The organism is Bacillus aerius (assembly GCF_029894105.1).
Taxonomy (GTDB): domain Bacteria; phylum Bacillota; class Bacilli; order Bacillales; family Bacillaceae; genus Bacillus; species Bacillus altitudinis.
On the sequence record NZ_JARYHO010000001.1, the window covers coordinates 597,365 to 617,915 of the forward strand.

21 protein-coding genes, 2 pseudogenes, 1 riboswitch and 1 other annotated feature are annotated in these 20,551 nt (G+C 36.8%); of the genes and pseudogenes, 13 read left to right on the plus strand and 10 right to left on the minus strand.

All coding sequences use genetic code 11. The annotated features are described in order from the left end of the window. Nucleotides 1–36: 36 nt before the first annotated feature. The 4 genes from M2353_RS03080 to M2353_RS03095 all read right to left on the minus strand — a co-directional run bounded on the left by M2353_RS03080 (nucleotide 37) and on the right by M2353_RS03095 (nucleotide 4,206). Nucleotides 37–1,095: a helix-turn-helix domain-containing protein gene (locus M2353_RS03080; RefSeq protein WP_284724923.1), complete on the minus strand. Its 1,059-nt coding sequence runs from the start codon at nucleotides 1,093–1,095 to the stop codon at nucleotides 37–39. After that, nucleotides 1,096–2,757, minus strand: coding sequence for a 2-isopropylmalate synthase (locus tag M2353_RS03085; RefSeq protein ID WP_284724924.1), 1,662 nt, complete (start codon nucleotides 2,755–2,757; stop codon nucleotides 1,096–1,098). A gap of 55 nt (nucleotides 2,758–2,812) precedes the next feature. Beyond that, nucleotides 2,813–3,077, minus strand: a binding site (T-box leader). A 242-nt stretch (nucleotides 3,078–3,319) separates the two neighbouring features. After that, nucleotides 3,320–3,817: a hypothetical protein gene (locus tag M2353_RS03090; RefSeq protein WP_284724925.1), complete on the minus strand. Its 498-nt coding sequence runs from the start codon at nucleotides 3,815–3,817 to the stop codon at nucleotides 3,320–3,322. Beyond that, the gene (locus M2353_RS03095) at nucleotides 3,814–4,206 is read right to left on the minus strand and encodes a helix-turn-helix domain-containing protein (RefSeq protein ID WP_284724926.1); all 393 of its coding nucleotides are present in this window, start codon (nucleotides 4,204–4,206) and stop codon (nucleotides 3,814–3,816) included. Before M2353_RS03095 ends, M2353_RS03090 begins: the two co-directional genes overlap by 4 nt. Before the next feature lie 618 nt (nucleotides 4,207–4,824). On the opposite strand from M2353_RS03095, the gene M2353_RS03100 reads away from it, so the two are divergent. The 3 genes from M2353_RS03100 (at nucleotide 4,825) to M2353_RS03110 (ending at nucleotide 8,585) form a co-directional block, all read left to right on the plus strand. Further along, nucleotides 4,825–5,841: an SIR2 family protein gene (locus M2353_RS03100; protein ID WP_284724927.1), complete on the plus strand. Its 1,017-nt coding sequence runs from the start codon at nucleotides 4,825–4,827 to the stop codon at nucleotides 5,839–5,841. Next, nucleotides 5,828–7,711, plus strand: coding sequence for an ATP-binding protein (locus tag M2353_RS03105; RefSeq protein ID WP_284724928.1), 1,884 nt, complete (start codon nucleotides 5,828–5,830; stop codon nucleotides 7,709–7,711). The genes M2353_RS03100 and M2353_RS03105 overlap by 14 nt, the downstream gene beginning before the upstream one ends. Nucleotides 7,712–7,994: 283 nt before the next feature. Beyond that, entirely contained in the window at nucleotides 7,995–8,585 is a 591-nt protein-coding gene (locus M2353_RS03110; protein WP_113747727.1) for a DUF6037 family protein, read from the plus strand. A gap of 564 nt (nucleotides 8,586–9,149) precedes the next feature. On the opposite strand, the gene M2353_RS03115 is transcribed toward M2353_RS03110, so the two are convergent. The 4 genes from M2353_RS03115 to M2353_RS03130 all read right to left on the minus strand — a co-directional run bounded on the left by M2353_RS03115 (nucleotide 9,150) and on the right by M2353_RS03130 (nucleotide 11,460). After that, on the minus strand, nucleotides 9,150–9,905 hold the full coding sequence (locus M2353_RS03115; RefSeq protein WP_284724929.1) for a CPBP family intramembrane glutamic endopeptidase: 756 nt from the start codon (nucleotides 9,903–9,905) through the stop codon (nucleotides 9,150–9,152). 95 nt (nucleotides 9,906–10,000) lie between these two features. Continuing rightward, entirely contained in the window at nucleotides 10,001–10,411 is a 411-nt protein-coding gene (locus M2353_RS03120) for a hypothetical protein (protein WP_046526935.1), read from the minus strand. A 5-nt stretch (nucleotides 10,412–10,416) separates the two neighbouring features. After that, entirely contained in the window at nucleotides 10,417–10,869 is a 453-nt protein-coding gene (locus M2353_RS03125) for a LytTR family DNA-binding domain-containing protein (protein WP_157292997.1), read from the minus strand. A gap of 15 nt (nucleotides 10,870–10,884) precedes the next feature. Beyond that, nucleotides 10,885–11,460, minus strand: a complete 576-nt coding sequence (locus tag M2353_RS03130) for a GNAT family N-acetyltransferase (RefSeq protein ID WP_284724930.1) — start codon at nucleotides 11,458–11,460, stop codon at nucleotides 10,885–10,887. 138 nt (nucleotides 11,461–11,598) lie between these two features. On the opposite strand from M2353_RS03130, the gene M2353_RS03135 reads away from it, so the two are divergent. Next, nucleotides 11,599–12,168 (plus strand): hypothetical protein, encoded by a 570-nt coding sequence (locus M2353_RS03135; protein WP_284724931.1) that lies wholly within the window; start codon nucleotides 11,599–11,601, stop codon nucleotides 12,166–12,168. Nucleotides 12,169–12,212: 44 nt separating this feature from the next. On the opposite strand, the gene M2353_RS03140 is transcribed toward M2353_RS03135, so the two are convergent. Next, the gene (locus M2353_RS03140) at nucleotides 12,213–12,386 is read right to left on the minus strand and encodes a Fe3+ hydroxamate ABC transporter substrate-binding protein (RefSeq protein ID WP_284724932.1); all 174 of its coding nucleotides are present in this window, start codon (nucleotides 12,384–12,386) and stop codon (nucleotides 12,213–12,215) included. Nucleotides 12,387–12,565: 179 nt separating this feature from the next. Between M2353_RS03140 and M2353_RS03145 the strand changes: the two genes are divergently transcribed. Both M2353_RS03145 and M2353_RS03150 read left to right on the plus strand, forming a co-directional pair. Then, on the plus strand, nucleotides 12,566–13,111 hold the full coding sequence (locus tag M2353_RS03145) for a sigma-70 family RNA polymerase sigma factor (RefSeq protein ID WP_284724933.1): 546 nt from the start codon (nucleotides 12,566–12,568) through the stop codon (nucleotides 13,109–13,111). Continuing rightward, nucleotides 13,080–14,528, plus strand: coding sequence for a DUF4179 domain-containing protein (locus tag M2353_RS03150; RefSeq protein WP_284724934.1), 1,449 nt, complete (start codon nucleotides 13,080–13,082; stop codon nucleotides 14,526–14,528). Before M2353_RS03145 ends, M2353_RS03150 begins: the two co-directional genes overlap by 32 nt. A gap of 18 nt (nucleotides 14,529–14,546) precedes the next feature. Here the strand turns inward: M2353_RS03150 and M2353_RS03155 are convergent. Beyond that, nucleotides 14,547–15,638, minus strand: a pseudogene (locus M2353_RS03155) (MFS transporter); the annotation flags it as partial. Between M2353_RS03155 and M2353_RS03160 the strand changes: the two are divergent. The 7 genes and pseudogenes from M2353_RS03160 to M2353_RS03190 all read left to right on the plus strand — a co-directional run. Beyond that, nucleotides 15,636–16,127, plus strand: a pseudogene (locus tag M2353_RS03160) (LysR family transcriptional regulator substrate-binding protein); the annotation flags it as partial. The pseudogenes M2353_RS03155 and M2353_RS03160 overlap by 3 nt on opposite strands. A 126-nt stretch (nucleotides 16,128–16,253) precedes the next feature. Then, nucleotides 16,254–16,355, plus strand: a riboswitch (purine riboswitch). Nucleotides 16,356–16,500: 145 nt separating this feature from the next. Beyond that, nucleotides 16,501–17,826: an NCS2 family permease gene (locus tag M2353_RS03165; protein WP_024719393.1), complete on the plus strand. Its 1,326-nt coding sequence runs from the start codon at nucleotides 16,501–16,503 to the stop codon at nucleotides 17,824–17,826. Between the two features lie 206 nt (nucleotides 17,827–18,032). Continuing rightward, nucleotides 18,033–18,194, plus strand: a complete 162-nt coding sequence (locus M2353_RS03170) for a hypothetical protein (protein ID WP_008344307.1) — start codon at nucleotides 18,033–18,035, stop codon at nucleotides 18,192–18,194. An 18-nt stretch (nucleotides 18,195–18,212) separates the two neighbouring features. Further along, the gene (locus tag M2353_RS03175) at nucleotides 18,213–18,395 is read left to right on the plus strand and encodes a YezD family protein (RefSeq protein WP_008344304.1); all 183 of its coding nucleotides are present in this window, start codon (nucleotides 18,213–18,215) and stop codon (nucleotides 18,393–18,395) included. A gap of 217 nt (nucleotides 18,396–18,612) precedes the next feature. Then, the gene (locus tag M2353_RS03180; RefSeq protein ID WP_113747736.1) at nucleotides 18,613–19,410 is read left to right on the plus strand and encodes a hypothetical protein; all 798 of its coding nucleotides are present in this window, start codon (nucleotides 18,613–18,615) and stop codon (nucleotides 19,408–19,410) included. Nucleotides 19,411–19,787: 377 nt separating this feature from the next. Beyond that, on the plus strand, nucleotides 19,788–20,342 hold the full coding sequence (locus M2353_RS03185; RefSeq protein ID WP_008344300.1) for a DUF2179 domain-containing protein: 555 nt from the start codon (nucleotides 19,788–19,790) through the stop codon (nucleotides 20,340–20,342). Beyond that, the gene (locus M2353_RS03190) at nucleotides 20,339–20,539 is read left to right on the plus strand and encodes an NETI motif-containing protein (protein ID WP_017359825.1); all 201 of its coding nucleotides are present in this window, start codon (nucleotides 20,339–20,341) and stop codon (nucleotides 20,537–20,539) included. The genes M2353_RS03185 and M2353_RS03190 overlap by 4 nt, the downstream gene beginning before the upstream one ends. Nucleotides 20,540–20,551 lie beyond the last annotated feature (12 nt).

Here is a 20,551-nt window from a genome sequence, read left to right on the forward strand (position 1 = left end):
TTTTACTTTAAAGATAAGTGTCATACATTCTGCTCATTATGTTCTATTATTTAAACGATATTGATGTGGTGTTAGTTGATACTTTTTCTTAAATAAACGAATGAAATGCTCTACATTTTGATAACCAACGGCCCCCGAAATATGATCCACTTTTAAATTACTACCGGTTAGCATTTCGCATGCTTTTTCTAATCTTATTTCTTGTCGAATTTCACGAAATGATTTGCCGAGTTTACGAGCTATATATTTAGACAGGTAAGATTGTGAAAGGTTAAATTCCTCTGCCATCTCCTGAATTGTTATATGCTCACAACATTGCTGAATATATTGAAGCATTTGAATCATACGTATATCACTATATTGTTTGACCTGAATGACGTTCATATGACTTGGTTTGAATCTTAATAAGAGACATAATAATATCTCAAACAAATTATTCATAATCAACTGGTAACTAGGAAATCGATTGTGATTTTCTATAAATAGTTGAAGAGAGCAGTTTAGCAAATTTTTATCCAAGTGACTATGGAAAATAAGAATATGTTTATTTTCTTTTATATACAATGCATTCAAAAAGAACTCTGAAATGACATGATTTCCTTTTAACATTTTAAAAAACACTTTTTGAAAAGTACTTTTACGGATCATGATTTGTATTGCGATTGTATTCTCCATTACAAGTGGCTTGTGTATTGTGTCAGGTGGAATAAAGGCAATATCTCCTGATTTTAAAACGATTTTTTTATCTTCCACTTCTACATACATCTCATTTTCCAGAACATAGATCATCTCAAAGAAATCATGGATAGCCGACAATTGAGGCATAAAACGGCTATACTTTCTCACTTCGATATCTTTCTCCTGACCTAACCACATGGTATCCTCTTTTTCAAATTCGTTTTGCCCTTTTAGCAAAAATTCTTCTATATATATTTGCTTTTGCATGAAATTGTTTTGATCATAATCCTTCAAAAATAATTGCAATGATTCATTGTCATGCTTTTTCTGTTGGTATTGTTGATAAAAGATTTCTTGTTCGTTGTACTCTCTTAAATATTGCATCGCTTCATGTTTTTCAAGTTTATCTGTTTCCATCTACATCCAAACCTCTAGTTTATTTACTGCAACCACCAGGGCCTTTACTGTTGCTTCAATAATATCTTTATCAATTCCAGCACCCCAATGCATTTTTCCTTGATTTGAAATACCAATCTGTGCACAGGCTTTTGCTTGAGAATCGTTGCCCAAAGAATTCTGTTCATAGACTTCCAAATCATACTCGAGATGAAAATGTGCTTTTAACGCATTACTGATTGCATCTAAACTTCCAGTGCCAGTTCCTTGTATGTCTATTTGCTGATGATCTCTCAGCAAAGTTAAGGTGACTTCTTGCTTCTCTCCTTTATGAAATTGATAATCAAGCAGCTGGAAATGAGGGTGAAAATCAACATACTGTTCTTCAAAAACATGATATATTTCTTCGACAGACAATTCCCTATTTGTCTGATCAGATACTTTCTTCGCTGCATATCCCATGGCTTCATTCATTTGATAAGGAAGTTGAATGCCATAATTTGTTTCTAGGATATAGCCTATGCCGCCTTTTCCAGACTGGCTATTGATTCGAATTACATCCGTTTGATAATTCCTCCCCAAGTCAACTGGATCAACTGGGATATACGGAACGTCCCATTTATCAACATGATGTTCCTTTCTATATTTCATACCTTTAGATATCGCATCTTGATGTGACCCAGAGAATGCGGTGAAAACCATCTCCCCAGAATAGGGCTGCCGCTCATGAACAGTGATTTTTGTTAGTTTTTCATATTTTTTACGAATCGCTTCTAGGTTATTGAAATTCAATTTTGGATCATAACCTTGTGAATACATATTCATCGCCAAGGTAATCAAGTCTACGTTCCCTGTACGTTCACCTATACCAAATAATGTACCTTCGACTCTTTCTGCGCCAGCTAGCACACCAAATTCTGCATCACTCACTCCAGAGCCACGGTCATTATGAGGGTGAACAGACAATGTCACACTGTCTCGGTAAGACAGATTTTTGTGTATATACTCAATCTGACTTGCAAAGATATGAGGCATTGAATATTCAACTGTTGTCGGAATATTGATGATCGCTTTGTGATGTGGTGTCGGTTTCCAAATATCTAAAACACTATTACAAATATCTAATGCATAATCCACTTCTGTTCCTGGAAAGCTTTCAGGACTATATTGAAAATAAATATCACTTTCTGTTTTTTCGGCCAGTTCTTTTACTAAAATAGCGCCATCAATGGCAATTTGTTTAATTTCATCTTTTGTTTTCTGAAATACTTGTCTGCGCTGCGCTTCTGACGTCGAATTATATAAATGAACAATCGCTTTCGGTACCCCCTTAATGGCTTCGAAGGTTCGGCGGATAATATGCTCTCTTGCTTGTGTGATCACCATAATCGTGACATCGTCTGGAATCATATGATGATCAATCAGTGTCCGTAATAGCTTAAACTCCGTATCATTAGCAGCTGGAAATGCGATTTCAATTTCTTTAAAACCGATCTCTACTAGTAACTGAAACATGTCCAATTTCTCTTCTAAGTTCATAGGAATAGGTAATGCTTGAGTTCCATCCCGTAAGTCCACACTGCACCATATCGGAGCACGTTCTAATGTTTCTTTTTTCACCCAATCATAAGTAAGGTTCGGTGGCAAAAAGTATTTCTTTTCGTATTTTTTGTGGTTAAACATCATCGATTCCTCCTAGTAAATAGAATAAAAAAAGTCCTTCATCTCCAATATTTTCATTGGAGACGAAAGACTTCTTCTTACGCGGTACCACCCCTGTTTCATGATAAACAAACATTATCATGCCCTTATTCGGATACAGATTGTTTGATCTTATATCCTTCCCGTATAACGGCGGGGTGCCGACCTTAACTACATCAATCATTTTCATTTCACTAAGGCTACTCTAAGGTGAGTTCCCTACCTTTATGTTATTGCTTCTCATCAACCAGCAACTTTCTGAAAACATTTCGGCAAGTACTATTCCTTATCATCGCATTCTCATTTTTCTGATTTTTTCTATTATACCAAGATGACAAAAAAGTGATAGTGGTAGGGATATCTTTTTTAATTGATTTTTTTTGTCCTGTGGTTGCTTATCTTTAAGTTACTTCTGTTTTAATGTGGTATTCTCTTCACCAAATAAAAATCCAAAGCACTAAATAAAGGTGAGTGAATTAACAGAGTGCAATAAAATCGCACCAATCTTTTTCATAGCAATCAACTTCCTCCTAACTTCAGTCTGCTAGCCTTCAAAATTTAAATTGACGGGTGTATCCTCTAAATCATCCACAGCGTTTTGTTCTGTCACTGGCACACTTTCATCTACAGTTTTAAAACTAAGTTCGTCCATCCAAATGTGACCTTGACCATGTAGTAATATTACAAACGCAATGACTTCACTTTTTACTGGAACATCCAATACTACACTAAAATGATTCCATCCAGTTGTTCCTGTAATAGGACGGTTTATCATATTGTCAAACGCAAGAATTTCACCTGAAGAGTGGTCAACCCTCATCCATAAACCAGCTAAACCTTTCACATCTTCGCTTTTGACAAAGGCAGAAAATTGAAGGCGTTCTCTTCGGTAACGATCAGACTTATTTTGCTGTATCAATGTTGCGAAACCTCGAGCTTTTTCATCTTTTGATTTTAAATAAGCGGAGTTAGTCCCACTGTGTACAATTCTGTTATCCAAACCTGTTTCATAGTCAGGTGGGGTATCCTTGTCATAATTCATCTAGCAGGTGTGTTCTGATGATCAGCCATATTTGTTTCCTCCTCATCAATGACATTTCTTAATAACTTCCGATAATGTGCGGGTGACATGTCATATATCTTCTTAAAGGCTCTAGGAAAGGATTCCTGTGAACCAAAACGATACTGCAATGCGATATCGATCGCCCTCTGGTCCGTATGAATTAAATCCTTCGCCGCTTGGGTCATTCGACGTTCCCGTATATAATCAACAACTGACTTTTTAATCACTTTCTTGAAAATACGGTGAAAATGAAACCTAGAATAACCAGTGTGTTTCGCTAGAGTTTGAAGCGTTAAATCATCTTTCAGATGCTGTTCAATATAATTCAATGTTTCTTGAATCGTTTTCTCATGTTCTTGATATGACAACCGAGCACATCCTTGCCTTACGAGTTTAGTATAGCGGAAATGCTTTTTAGGAAACTTCACTTTTTGTGCTATGTTGCGATTGTAGAATGGATCTTTTAGTCCTAGGTATCCGTGGACTGGTTGAAATTTCTGTAGAAAAATTAGATATCGTCCGGGAATTGGATGCAATTCTACGTAAAGGAATTTCCTTAGCTTCGGTCTTGGATGACGAAAGAACATACTAACTACACAATTGGCCTCCGCGCTGTATGACGAGTGACTGGGCAAGAGTATCCTTGAAGAAGTGCTTGAGAAGATACCAAATCGTATCGTCAAGGAAGCATGATAACCGCGGGGTATATGATATAACGAGTAAGACCTGCGCGATAGAGTAGAAGTAAGATGGTAACTTAAATGATATTTAATGATATTTAATGGAGATTTGTGAGTTTAAAGGTGATTTTCCAAATATAAATTTGTTATCTATGAATTTCCAACCAAATTTCAATATTATGTGAAGATCATCTGTGTAAATTTTGTGATTTTTATCATAAAAATATTCTGCAACGTAAGTTCATTTTTGTGAAGTGTTGTATAATTGTAGTAATCTGGTAATCAATAGTCGAGTAGGAGGGCAATATGGTTGACGAACGGATGAGTAATAACAATGATGAATTAGTAAAAACACTTAGAAAAATGGCTATTACAAAGCAGTTGAATTTTTTAATTGGTTCAGGTAACTCCTTACCTGCTATACCTTTAATGGGAATGATTGATGAGAAAGATTATGAAAAAAGAAATGAAAAATTAAAACAAAAAGTTAAAGCAGTAAGTAAAGATTTATTAAATAATGTTGAAGAATGTAGCGAAATATCTATTACATTGAATAATTATATAAATTTTCTTTCAACTATAATAGATATACTTAACATGTCAAATTCAAGGCAAACTACTCGTACAGCAAATCTTTTTACGACAAACTATGATTTATTCATTGAGAAAGCTTTTGACAAAGTACTAAAAAATTATAGATTTGTGGTTAATGATGGTGCTAGTGGTTACTTTGAAAGAGAACTTGATGGCTCTAATTATAATCGAACTGTATCATATAAGGGATTAAACGATAATTATACAAATGAAATACCATCACTTACACTAATAAAACCTCATGGTTCTATGAATTGGGAAATAAATAATGATTCAGTGTATATTAGAAATAGTGTTGTTGATAATCCACTTATTGTAAAACCTACAGGATATGAAGAACAAGAGACGTTTTATAATAATCATTTTCATGAGATGCTTAGGGTTTTTCAGTTAGAGCTAGATAAGCCACAAGCAGTTTTATTTGTAATTGGATTTTCTTTTCAAGATAAGCATATTGCAAAGATGGTTAAAAGAGCTATTCAAAACCCAGAATTAATGGTGTATGTTTTTGGGTTCAGTGATAATGATAGAGCAACCTTTTTATCAAATTTAGGATGGAAGGGTGAACGAAGTAATTTTACTATTTTAACTCCTGAAAATTTCTGTGATGAATATAAAACAAAAAACATAATTAATGATGAAGAGATCTGGCACAGTTTTAACTTAATAAATTTAACTGATCTATTTTCTGGTATAAGGTTGGAGGACTTAAAAGATGGAAAGTCCTAAGAAAAAATTAGGAGTAATTACTTCTGTTGATAGTGATGTATCACAAGTTGGAATGTACAGCATGTCAAATGACGCAGAATTCATTTGGTATGGTGAAATATTGGCAGGACCCAAAATTGGAGCTTATCTTACTATTAATCAAAATGAGATTAAAATAATAGTAACTGTTTCAAATGAGAAAGTAATTGATCAACAAAACTCAATAAAAAGTACTGAATTTGATAACAGATATTCTAAAAATTCAATAAATAGAATTGTTTCTGTGAAAACTAAAGGAGTCATTGAAGATGGGAAATTTCAAGTAACAAGTCAATACGTACCCATGATTGGTAATGAGGTCTCTCTCACTAGTATAGAAGAGTTGAAAATTATTTATGGAATTGAAAATAATGAATCAACAATTAAAATTGGAAAATCAATTTTAGAAAATCAACCAATTCAATTATCAATTAATAAGTTTTTTGCTTCTCACATAGGTATATTTGGGAACACAGGAAGTGGAAAGTCTAATAGTTTGCATAAATTATATTTGGAGCTGTTTAGATCGAAATTTTATAATCAAATGATAAATAAATCTCAATTCTTTGTAATTGATTTTAATGGAGAATATTCATCATCAGAAATTGATGGAGCGACTCAAAAAGGGGTTTTTGGTGTTGATGAAGAAGATAAAGAAATCTTTGAAATTAATACTCGAAATCTGTGCGAAGGGAGAAAATTACCAGTTAAAAAGAAATACCTTTTTGATGCAGACATTCTATCAATCCTTTTTGATGCAAGACCGGCTACACAAGTACCTTTTCTAAGAAGTTCGATAACCAGATTTAATGAAGTTTCTCATGAGACCAATTTTTGTTTTGGTGTATATGCAACAGGAACTCTTAAGAAGATATTAACATCTGGCAAGTCTGCTAATCAGGATAGTTTGCAAGACTGGATAGACACAGCAAAAAACTATTTGCAAGACTCCTCTCTGTTTTCAGAATTAGACCAAATTGTGCAATATAATACTGGGGATTATAGTATTCCCTCATTAAAAATCTGGTTCAATAGTGGTTCCGAAGAGGGAATTTCGCAAGATTCTCTTAATAGATCAAAAATTCAAGCAATATCTGAAAGTCTTACTATGTGTTTTAAGCGTATGGAAATTACACCACTAAACCAATTGAAAATATTTTTAGAATTTCAGCGGGTCCATCGAACTGCTTGGGGTAAAGTAAATCGTGAACATTTAAATCCGTTGTTTAGCCGAATCAATTCATCTTTTCAGAGTCTTGAGAAAGTTATTGAAGTAAAAGATAAGGCTATCGACGATTATAAAATGATAAATATTATTTCACTTGTTCATGCAAATCAAGAAATCACTCGTTTAATCCCTATGCTATTATCTAAAATGATATATGATGAGCAAAAAAAAATAGTTTCGGGAAACAGTGTTAATCAAACTAAACACTTAATTATTGATGAAGCTCATAACATTTTAAATTCTGAGTATAAGAATAATGGAGATGACTGGCAAGATTATAGATTAACTATTTTTGAAGAAATTATTAAAGAAGGGAGAAAGTTTGGTTTTTACTTAACTTTATCCAGTCAGAGGCCCGCAGATATTTCACCCACGATTCTTTCACAAACACATAATTATTTGATTCATCGTTTAGTGAATGAGAAAGATTTAAGAATGCTTGAAAACACTATGCCTACACTTGATAAAAGTTCGTATCAGATGATTCCTAGTCTAGGACAAGGTGAAGCGATTATAACAGGTAATGCTATGCAAGTTCCTGTATTCGTAAAAGTTGATAAAGAGAAATCACTCCGGCCAGCTAGTGATGATATCAAGCTTACTAATTTGTGGATTGAAACGTAAAATAGTATAAAGTTGTACTAAAGATGAAATATAGCAGATAAAAGAATATACTAAAGATTTATATACAGAGTATAATTTAATTTTAGACATTATAATTCACTTTTATGGCCTATGTGACAAATATAAAATTGTGGTGCTTTGGCCAAGTCAATTCCTTCAATATAAGGAATTGGCTTTTTCAGTTTTTGGTGCTCAGTCCAAATATATGCAAATGAAACCTTTCAAGGAATTAAAACGTAAAAATATAAACGTAATGATTTTAATAAAATAGGAGGTAGACTGTTTGGAATTAAATAATTTGAAATTACTTTATAAGGATATGAAAAGTAAAAATATTGATCGATCTAAATTTGAATTCTTTTTTAAGGGAGTACTATTTAAATGCCTTTTTCTTGTTGATAAATCCCCATTTAAATTAATATTAGCAGCTAGAGGAAAGAATTTTTATTTAGAATTTGAAGTTAAACAAGGTTTTAAAGTTAACTCTTACATAGAAAAAGATAAGTATTATCGATTATGTGAGATATTAGGTTTAAAGAGAGATGATAATAATAAATTTAGCACTAATGCTTTTCTAAATCATATTAATGACAGAGTTCCTCATAATATATCAGAAAATAATCGTCTTGTTCCCGCAGATATTGCTCCCTATCGAAAAATTGTTGAAGAAGAAAATAAAATTTATTTTTTAAAATGGATTCCTCATGATGGTATTAAATCTAACGCCAAACCTGAAAATTTAGAGAAAACAAGATTGTTAATTGGAGAAGAAGCTTATCGAACGTGTAAAGAAAGGAACATAAGTAGTGGCTGGACAGACAATCCTAAGTACGCAGGTAAATCAATGAGAGACTTCCCTAAAAATAAATCGTAAATTAAAAAAAGGCGATGATACTACGCCTTTTTTTAATGATTTTTAACTTAGATGCAAAATAAAATATAAACATCTAGTTTGAGTTAAACTAAGGTTTTGACGAGAATAGATCAATTACAGAGAAAATGTGTTATTTGAAATCGAGTGCTTTGGAATAAGTTCATCACATAAAGCAAAATCTAACCCTGAGGTTAATATATTTCAGACTATTTTTATCTCTCCATAGTAGCTTTTTTTGTTCTTTTAACCGTATAGAGTTTCTTGAAACACTTGCGACTATTCAGATTTTTCCAACGTATCTCTACCTATATCATCTAAATTAGTTGTGAATTAAGTGGTTTATTTATGACCTGTTTAACTCATAAAGAATAGATAAAAGCGATACATAGGAAAAGGCGTTACATATCATTTCTGTCACTAGTTTCAAGTAACATCTAATAATTTATTCTATTATATTTACTAATAATCAAAGACAGAATTACTAGAAGGTCATCATATCTATTATATAAATCTTTGAGTTAAATAATATTGTGAAAGTAAGCCGTATCAATTCTTTTCTCCTGCTTACTGCATTCGATCATTGTAGAAAATAAATTTATTGACGATGGTTCGCATTTTTAATCTTCTCCACATCACCACCGCAAGAACAAGCAAAATGACACATTGAATGCATAGTAAAAGCATTTGCATTCCGACAGGCGTATTTCCATTTGTCATCTGATCCACGATATTATGAACAGCATGCCATACGATCACCCATTGCAAGCTGTTCGTGAGTGCAACGATTTCGGCTGCGACGAATCCAAATAAAAAGGCGAATAAGATTTGTGCCACTGTTAATGTGAGGCTTTTTCCGCTTAGTAGATTCGCAGCATGACCGAGACCGAATAGTACGGCGGAGCCCCATATGGCAGTGCTCAAGTTAATTTGTTTTAAATATTGAAACAGAATGCCTCGAAAGATTCCTTCTTCAAAAAGACCGACACAAACCATGAAGAAACAAAGTGCTAGAAAGGAAGAAACAGTTAAATCCTTGTTGAATCCAGCAATAAACGGAATGGCCTCGATGATCAGGATCGGAAATATCCACATCCCGAGAGAGCCTTTTCTAAAACCTATTTCTTTCAAGTGAAAACGACTTTTTTGAATAATGAATAGAAGTAAAAGACACCCAGCTAGCATGGCGCAGCCATTGATGAGATAGATGGTCATCGGGTCGGTTACTTCTTTGATGGATAAATAGACACCTGCACTTGTTGGAATGATTAAAGAAAAGAGCAGTAGAAGTACTGATTTTCGAATGATTGTGATTGGTTTCATGTGTTGATTCCTCCTCTAACGTCAGAGTAGTGGAATCATGCAGAAGTCACAATGAAATCTTCCTAACATGTCAATATTTAGCCCTAAGATGCGCTTTAAGATGTTGTTCGTTTCTTTCGCTGCTGTAAAAGATCGTTGATTTCCTCAGCGGTTGCTTGATCTTTTTTATACAATAGGTACTTGATCACAAAGAATAAAGCCATGACCACAAGGAAATTCACGATAAACGAAAGGGGGCTGATTTCACCGCTGACGATGATGATGGTGGTCATAATCATACACATCACAAGGACGATATATAGAATTTGTTGAAAAAGAATCCGTTTATGGCTGTACGTTTGTTTTGGGTATAGCAAGAAGGTCAGGGCGCTTGAAAAAAAGGAACTGAACATGATGGCTTGTAAAATATAGATGGGCATCGTTCCAAACGTGAAACAGTAAATCAATACGAGTGCAGTAAAGATCATACAAAATGTGATCAAAAGATTTGTGATATAACGTTTCATCCAGTTCACTTCCTCCGTAATCCAAGCTTCTCTTTTAATGCTTGGATATAAAAACGTGAAATCATTACTTTTTCTTTATTTGTAAGGCTTGCTTCAAAACGGCCACTCGTTTTAGGAGAAATAGCGGCAATAGAATCTATATTCAGAATCATCGATTTTGAAATCCTGACATAATCGTGCGCTTCAAGCCGTTCTTCAAGTTCAAATAACTTTTCCTTTAAGAGAAACACTCCATCTGATGTATACAAGAACGACCTTTTATCAACGCTTTCTATATATAAAATGTCGTGATAATAGACCTTTTTCACTCTTTCTTTCGTGGGTTCTTGTGCTAAGAAATAGGGGGCTGACTGCTCCACTTGCTGGACAAGTTTTTCAACCGCCGGATTCAGCTCATAAATGTGAAAAGAAACATACTCTGGTTGCGGCTTTTGGATGAAATGAATATCCGTTTTCATTTGTTTCTCCTCTGTTTAATAGGATTTTTCGTAATCTCTCTTCAAAATTGAATACATATACACATCATCGAATCCCTTCTGACCCAATTCATACTCTCTTAATAAACCCTCTTGTACAAAATGTATCTTCTCCAATAATTGAACAGAAGACGTATTTGCTGGATCAATGATCGCTTCAATCCGATTCAAGTTCATCTCCTGGAATCCATACCGCAACACCGCAGTAATTGCTTCCTTCATGATGCCTTTTCGCCAATGATCTTGGTGTAATTCATAGCCAATTTCCGTACGGCGGTGCTGTTTTTCTAGATTGAGAAAGCCGCAGCTGCCGATGATGGCTGGATTTTCTTTTAGAGAAATGCCCCAGCGGATGCCTGTTTGTTCTTTGAAGATATTGTCATACCACTTGATTTCTCCTTTTGTGTCTTCGATGGTTTCATGTGCATCAATACCCATGTAGCGGCACACGGTTTCATTGGATAAATAGATGTGCATATTCTCAGCATCTGTGATCGTTGCTTGTTTTAAGATCAGTCTTTCGGTCTGTATCGTTGGAAATGATTGTGGAAATATCAGTTTATGTCTAGTCATATGTATCTCCTATAGTTTATTTTATTTAAATTATACCTGTATTGGTACAATTTGTGGAATGCTCTGATATAATATGAATTTATCATTGGGGTAATCATTTACATTCGAATTTTACTAAAAAAAAAGAGGATAAAAGAAATGGGCATTTTTCTGATCATGATTTGTATCATGATGATCACCGTATCTTTAATGATTTATTTATTTAAAAAGGGAGCCTTTCGTTCTAAGGTGTTAGTGATAATAGGTTCTGTTTTAGGTGGAGCCATACTAGTTGTCTGGATAGCTATGTTTTTTAATTTTCACTCTATCACTTTAACAGATGAATCGATAGGTCATTTTAAGATCGGTCAAACATTTAAGGGAGATCATCATTTTGTTGAGAATTCTCAATTCTCTCATCAAAAACAGACGGTCTACATGGAAAAAGAAAATGAAGATTTTGTCGTATCAGTTGATCGACATCATCGAGTAACATCTATTTACAATCAGTCAACTCAAAAAAGTTTTCAAACATCTAAGGGTGTTACAATTGGTGCAGATTATTCATCTGTGATACAAATGTATGGAAATCAATTCAAGCAGCTTTGGTTTGTCGAAGGGTATAGCAAAGGTATACAATACCAAGATCAATCAAATGGCATCATTTTGGAGTTCTTTTTCAATGACGAGACACTAGCACTCATTGAACTTCGCAGTAAGCGGGAGTGAAATAGTAGAAAGTAAAAACGAGCATTCTATTGAAATGCTCGTCTTTATGCTGTTTTTTCATAACATGCCTTACAATAAAAAACCCCTTCATTTCTCAGCCAAGCCTTCACCTCTGTCATTCCTTTTCTCTTTGGATAGACCAGCTTGACGTACACTTCTTCGTTTCCTTCTATTTTTTTCTGACAGCTAGCACACGTGGGTTCTTCGAATCGAAACAATCGACATACTCCTTTTTGTAGATATTTCTTCAATTATATCAAATATCCAACTTGTTCTTTCGACTCCATTCTTCACTTTCTCTATTTTTGTCCGACATATGCTAAGTAAAAGAAATTTCTGTTTGTTGAAACCGTTTGTGAGAAACCTTGCTCTAACAGGTGTAGGAGGTGTGGATGAGATGAAGCAAGTGCGTCTAATTAAAAAAGCACAAAAAGGGAATGTCCCGGCATTTGAGACATTAATGCTGATGTATCAAGAGCGTTTATATAAAACGGCTTTTCTCTACACAAGAAATAAAGAGGATTCGTTAGATGCTGTTCAAGAGACGGTCATTAAAGCGTTTAAGCATCTATCTGGATTAAAAGAACCGGCTTATTTTTCTAGCTGGCTGACGAGAATTTTGATTCATACGATTTTTGCGATGAAGAAAAAGCAGCAAGATGTTGTTCCGTTTGAACAGCATCATGAGAGCGTTGAGCGTCATGATTTTTTGGAAGACAAGCTCGATTTAAAAAATGCACTAGATGTATTAGATGAGCAATATCAGCTCGTGATTCAGCTATTTTATTTTCAAGATTATTCGATTTCAATGATTTCTGAACAGATGGGTGTGCCCGAAGGAACAATCAAAACTCATTTGTATCGAGCAAGAAAGTTATTAAAGCACACATTGGAGAAGGAGGAGAGTGTCGATGGAACGAAAAGAAATGAAAAAGCTTTATGAAGAGATTGATGTACCAAAGGTTGAAGTGACCTCTGCGGTTCGCCAAGCAATAGGAGATGTGAAAACGGAAAAGAAAAGAAATTGGTTTAAATGGAATTGGAGAACGCCAATATATTCTGCCATCGTACTAATCGTTCTTTATTTTTCATCCGGCTTCCTTTGTCCTTCTCTTAATACAGCGATGGCACGTGTCCCGATTGTTGGACAGTTATATATGATGTTTCACGATAAAGTAGGAATGTCTCTTTTTCAGAGTGAGTTGGTGAAGCATGTCAATGAGGGGGCTGAATCAAGAGGGGTTACTGTGAAAGTGAACAGTGTGTATTATGATGCCGGGCGGCTTGTTTATACGTTTACTGTGGAGAACTTGAATACAAAGGAAGATTCTATACCATTCATAGTCAACAACTTCGATCATAAAAATGACACTTTCCAACCGAGTTACGACAATCAAGGATTGAAAAAAATGAAAGATGGCCGCTATGTTGGGCAGACAGAAGTCTATACAAATGGACAGACGATCAAACAAGGTCAGCAAGTGCCACTTGTCATTTCGAAGATTGGGGATATTGTAGGGAATTGGCGCTTCAAATTACCTGTTGTCAAGCAAAAAACCACCTTATTAGTGGGACAAAAAGACGTGTCTATTTTAAACGGCCGTTATCAAATAAGAAATGTAAAGGTAGAAAATGGAGTGAATGGCTCTGCTATTCAATATGCCATTGATTACAATGGTTTTGCCAAAGATGATAGAGTTAGTATTGATAGAATGAAGGATAATTTAGGTAATGAGTATGAGCTTGAGATTGGAACCGTTTTAAGAAAAAAACAACTGACTTCTGACAAAACTAGAAAAGATCATTTGACAATTTTGAATCAGCCGATCAATCCAAAGGCGACTGAATTGACATTTTACACAGATGTGAGATACAAACGAGAATACAGCCACATCATTCCTCTCAAGACAAAGCTGCCTGTTCAGTTCAAAACAAAACACCATGGCATCGGAATCAAAATCATTAAGATAGAGCAAAAAGACCGTTCTGTGAATGTTGATTATCAATTTACTGGAGTAGATCAAAAAGAATTAGATCAGGATGTGATGGAGAATATAGGTGAATTCATTGGATTAGGCGATGTTGAAAAGATGAAATCATGGCCCGATCCACAAGCAGACTATGAAAGCGGATATTACTTGAAGGGGAACCATGCGAAGGTGACGAGTTTAAAGACAGCTTCCATGCAATCCACCTTTGAATTTGATGATAAGAATTTAGAGACTTTATCATTAAACCATTTTTCTTTTAAAGAATATGGGCTTTATCTTGATTTGACTGAACTGAACATGTTGGCACCACAGAAGGCGATAACGGTAACCATTCCAGTCAAAAAAGAAACATCAAAAGCTAATCGATAAATAAGAAAGCGAACATGATTACACATGTTCGCTTTTTATCTGTTGATGCGCCAGTCGATGACGATTGAACGAGTACCGAATCAACATCAACGCAACAAAACTGGCTAGCCCGCCTATCCAACTTAAATTCGTTACATTTGTATATTGAATAATCAGACCGCCCATTGACGAGCCGAGCATCATGCCAATATTCATAATCGCTGTATTAAAGCTCAGCACAGTTTCTGATGTTTCGGGTTTTAGGGAGATGAGATAAAATTGCTTCGCTGGTGTTGTCGTCCATGTGGCGGTGCCCCAAATGGCGAGCGTGATGAAGACGCCAACTACAGAAAATTGTGTAAAAGATAATGCAAAGAGCATGAGCATCTGAACCGTGATGCTGATTGAAATGGTTCGGTTTGGTCCCCATTGATCGACGGCGTATCCGCCAAAGCGTGATCCGATAAAAGCAGAAATCCCTAAGACGAGCAAGGCAATGCTTGTCATTTCGAGCGTAAATCCGGATGTCTGTCGCAATAATGGCGAAATGTAGGCAAATACCATTGTGTAACCTAAAATCCAAAAGGCTGTCGTGGCTAAGCCGCTTAACACCCTACGGTCTTGAAGAATTTGCATTTGCTGTTTGAATGGCACATGGGAATGTCCCTCCATAGGCGGTAATAATCGATACAGAAGAAACAAGAGACAAGCGGTTCCTATTGCAATGATGAGAAAAATGGCATGCCAATCTACATATCCTGCTAAAAATGTTCCAATCGGTACACCGAGTACTAGTGAAACTGTAAATCCAGTGATCACCGTGGCCATCGCACTCCCCTTTTTTTCTGGCGGGGCGAGCTGCGCTGCATAATTTGTTGCGAGTACAATATATAAGCCGCCACTCATGGCCATGATGACCCGTGAGAGCATGAGCAGCATAAAGTGGTGGCTAAAAAAGGCAAGCACATTCCCTGCTATAAACATGGAAATCGCCGATAAAAGAACCTTTTTTCGATTCAATTTCGATGTGGCCATGACTAAAAAGAGGGCACCCACCGCATAAAAAAGAGAATAGATGGTGATGAGCTGTCCCGCAACCGGGATGGAGATGCGCAGATCGTCAGAAATTATGAAGAAATATTGGAGTGGCTTGATTCTGGCATTATTGATGTTGGGTTTGTTGTAAAAGGTAAAGCGGATGAAGCGTTTCATCTATTGCCACTTATGAAAGATAAAATGGTGGTCGCCTATCACGAAAATCATCGTTTTAAGCAGCAGCCAATTGTAGACATGGAAGAATTAGCAGATGAACCATTTATTATGCCAACTGGCATGTATCAATCCCATGTAGAGGATATTTTTTCAGAGGCGCAAATCAAGCCGTCTATTTTATTTGAAGTGCATGATTGTACGACCATTGCCCGCATGGTTGGGGAAGGACTTGGTGTGACGATAGGTCCTGAATTATTCCTAAAAACGCAGCAACTTGTGCAGATCAGTCATCTGAATGTATCGCATCATCGTGAGGTGGCGCTTGCCTGTCCATCGCTCACGCAAGCTTCTCCTGCTGTGAAGGCATTTTTCGATGTAGCAGAAACGGTTTTTGCCAGAATTCAGTGATGGGTGTATAAAGAACTAGATGTGATTTTCCAAATTCGTGTAATAAGACGAATGAAGCGGACATTTCTTTGAAAAATGTTCGCTTTTTGTATTGTGTTTTAAAAATGAAGTTGGTACAATAGACACAGAAATCAAATAGATAGAAGTCGTATAATGGCGGGGATATGGCCCGCAAGTTTCTACCAAGCTACCGTAAATGGCTTGACTACGTCAATTCACACTCGTTTGATATAAATCATGCATTGTTCTTGTTTGATGTCACGGTCTGAATTCACATTGTAGTCAAGCGTCCCAAAAACTGTTGGGGCGTTTTTTATTTGACTTGTGAATGGGGCAGACTAAAGCAAAAGGACATGAAGGGAGTCAGTTGGCTTTGAAACAGTTTTTTCAGTTTGATGAGTTAGGTACGAATTATCGCAGAGAGATCATCGGCGGTTTAACGACATTTTTGTCGATGGCTTACATCTTGTTTGTCAATCCGATCACACTTGCTTTAGTAGCAGTACCGGATTTTCCAGATAAATTACGAATTGATCAGGGGGCTGTCTTTACAGCTACAGCGTTAGCTTCTGCGGCAGGTTGTTTCCTGATGGGATTGATCGCCAGGTACCCGATTGCGATTGCACCAGGTATGGGGCTGAATGCGTTCTTCGCTTTCTCAGTTGTTCTTGGTATGGGAATCTCATGGCAGGCAGCACTTTCCGGTGTGTTTGTTTCAGGATTGATTTTCGTTGCCCTTTCTTTAACAGGTTTTCGTGAAAAAATCATCAATGCTATTCCGAGTGAGCTGAAGCTGGCTGTTGGTGCAGGGATTGGTTTGTTCATTACATTTGTGGGTCTTCAAGGCTCCGGTATTATTGCCAATAACGATAATACGCTCGTTTCGATTGGAAACATTCATAGTGGTCCTGTATTGTTGACGGTATTTGGAATCGTTGTGACTGTCATTTTAATGGTTCTTCGAGTGAATGCAGGTGTCTTCATTGGGATGCTTGTGACAGCTATTGCTGGAATGATCTTTGGTCTTGTGCCAGTTCCATCTCAAATTATCGGAAGCATTCCAAGTTTGTCTCCAACCTTTGGTCAAGCTTTGATTCACTTACCAGACATTTTCTCCATTCAAATGCTTGTGGTCATTTTAACGTTCCTATTCGTTGGGTTCTTTGATACAGCTGGTACACTTGTGGCTGTGGCGACACAAGCTGGTTTAATGAAAAATAATGAGCTGCCTCGTGCAGGAAGAGCGCTTCTGGCGGATTCTTCTTCTATCGTCGTCGGTTCTGTTCTTGGTACATCAACGACGACGTCTTATGTTGAATCTAGTTCAGGTGTTGCTGCGGGTGCCCGCTCTGGTTTTGCAGCTGTCGTGACAGGTATTTTCTTCTTACTTGCGATGTTCTTCTCGCCACTATTATCTGTCGTGACATCGAATGTAACGGCACCTGCTTTAATCATTGTCGGTGCACTGATGGTAGCACCTCTTGCAAAGATCGCATGGGATCGTTTTGAAATTGCGGTACCGGCCTTCTTAACCATGATTATGATGCCACTCACATATAGTATTGCAACAGGGATTGCGATTGGTTTCATTTTCTACCCGATCACCATGATCTTTAAAGGAAAAGCAAAAGAAGTGCATCCAATTATGTACGGACTGTTTGTCATCTTTATTCTATATTTTGCTTTCTTAAATCATTAATGGTTTGTCTGAAACAGCAGCTCATGGAGGCTGCTGTTTTTTGTAGGGAAATTTTAAAAACATAGTTGACTTATAGGAATTATGTGTTTATGATAAAAAGACATAATTCGCTGATTGGATCACCAAAGGCGCTTTGATTTCCTTTTTTCTATAGAAGGGTTCAGAGTGCCTTTTTTCTTGCATTCATCATAACGGGAGGGGATGACTTGTCACGCTGGCTTAGGCAGGTGATTGAGCGGAAAAAGCAGGTATTGATTGAGCAGCTCCTTTTATGGGGGCATGAAGAAAAACATGAAGCGCTCATGCATTATACGATTCATGAGCTGGAAAATGAGGTTCTCTATTTAAAAGAGCGAAAGCAAAATTAGTGGGATGGGGGATGAGCGATGGATGAACAAAAGCTGAATTTTATTTTATCTGCCTTAAAAGGGATTGAATACGGGTCGGTGGTGATCACCATTCATAATGGACAAATTACACAAGTCGATACGACAGAAAAGACTCGTTTCCCCGCACACCAGGAGAATCTTCGGATTCAGAAAGCAAAGCAGGGGCGCTATCGTTCATGAAAAGTTATGAAAGATGATGAAAAGCTGATCCACTCATCAGCTTTTTTGTTTTGTCTTATTTTCTCTCCATTTAAAACCTCTTCATTCTTTTATCCGTCTATTCGTATGAACGTCAAGGAATCTTGACTGAATAGAGAGACTCCGCTACTTTAATAGGAGTCATCCGGACAGGTCACCTGAGCCTGTGCGGATTGTCTGAGATAGGAGTTGATATGGGATGTTAGAGAAAGATCAAGAGCAGGTCACATCTGAAACGAAAAACGAAAATGAAGAGCCATCAATAGATCAAGAAACGAGGCAGTCCCGCCTCAGCCGCAGCGCTGCAAAACGTGGAAGAACGGCTAAGCCAGCTGATGAAGAGCGTTCAGCCATTCAGCGCATTGCAAGAAGTGTAGGAGGTGCGTTTAAGCGCTATGGCTCATATGGGCTCGCAATGTTAAAATCACCGAGCCGTGCGATCCATCAAGCGGACACTTTACGCATGAAGTACGCCTGGATTTCAATTGTGTTATTCAGTGTGTTTTTTGCTTTAGGCAACTACGTTCAATTAAAGGCGTCAAAGACCCGTTTATTAGGTTTTGGTATTCATTATTCTTTTGGTGACGCCTTTTTGAAGGTAGCGGTCTTTACACTCATTTTGTTGACACTGATGATGCTGACGGTTTGGGTGCTCGGTAAGTACATGCTGAAAGGGAACATATCGCTGAAAGAAGTGATCATGAAGTTTGGTGCCGTGCTTGTGCCGGTTTTGGTTTTATCTATCCTTTGGCTTGTATTTGCCATGCTGAATATTCCATATGTAACGGTGATTTTATCCGTCATGATGTTTTTTGGTCTTCAGCTGATTGCCATTGTGCTCTTCCGCTCCATTCAATCAGAGCAAGATGCTGTACGGGGAGACTTGATGTATGCCGGCTGGGTCTTTTTGTTGATTGAGCTCGTCATCATTGCCCTTTTATGGGGCATTGTCGGAGAGTATTTGATCCCATCACTTGTTCCAGTTCGGTTTGGATAAAAACACGTTTCAGCGTGTAGACAAATCTTTGGAATCGACTGTAATCCTGCGTGACGGTGCTCACGAATGTGAAATTCGCTTCACGCTGGTACTCGTCCTTCTTAGAATTCAAAAGTTTCTATCACGCTGAAAAGAAGACAAAGGGTTAAAATAAAGTATATTTTAGCCCTTTATCAACCATCTAAAGCCTCCTTTTGAAAAAGGAGGTTTTTCATGTTGAGAAGAGGAAAAAACGGGTAAACTCTTGGTAACAAAGACCACCCCTTGTTGTCGAAAGATATATGTGTTTTTCTCGCGCAAATTTGATTGTATCAAGGTTTGTTCTCTAGTAGAATATGGGGTGCTTTATTTGATTTTTAGTGCAGGGGGTTCGAATCGTGCTTCAACAACTTTTATCCAATGCGTTCACCATGGTTTTGATTATTTTAGTGATTAACATTGTCTATGTCTCTTTTTCCACTATGCGTTTAATTTTAACAATGAAAGGCAGAAGGTATGCAGCCGCTTTTGCTGGTACTGTCGAGATGCTGATTTATGTCATTGGTTTGAGTATCGTATTAGATAACTTAGATCAAGTACAAAATGTCATTGCGTATGCGCTAGGTTATGGAATTGGAATCATTGTCGGGATGAAAATTGAAGAGAAGCTGGCACTTGGCTACATTACTGTGAACGTGATTACAAAAGAAATCGATCTAGATCTCCCAAAACAATTGAGAGAAAAAGGATATGGCGTCACCAACTGGGTAGTAGGAGGTCTTGAAGGAGACCGGTCAGCGATGCAAATTTTAACACCGAGAAAATATGAACTGCAATTATATGAAACGATTAAAACGCTTGATTCAAAGGCGTTTATCATTTCGTATGAGCCCAAAACGATTCATGGCGGCTTCTGGGTGAAGGCTGTGAAGAAAAGGAGAATTAAAGAATGACCGCAAAACCAAAGAAAAAGAAATTCTACGTGGAAGACAACATGACGATTGAACAAGTGTTGTCTCAGATGGCGGAGGAAGGCTACTCACCTGTCCGACGAATGGAGGAGCCCATCTTTCAGGAAAAGAAGGAAAATGGGTCGATTCAGATCATTCCGATTGGGAAAAAAATCGTATTTGAGGGAAAAATACTCTAAATCCGAACATTA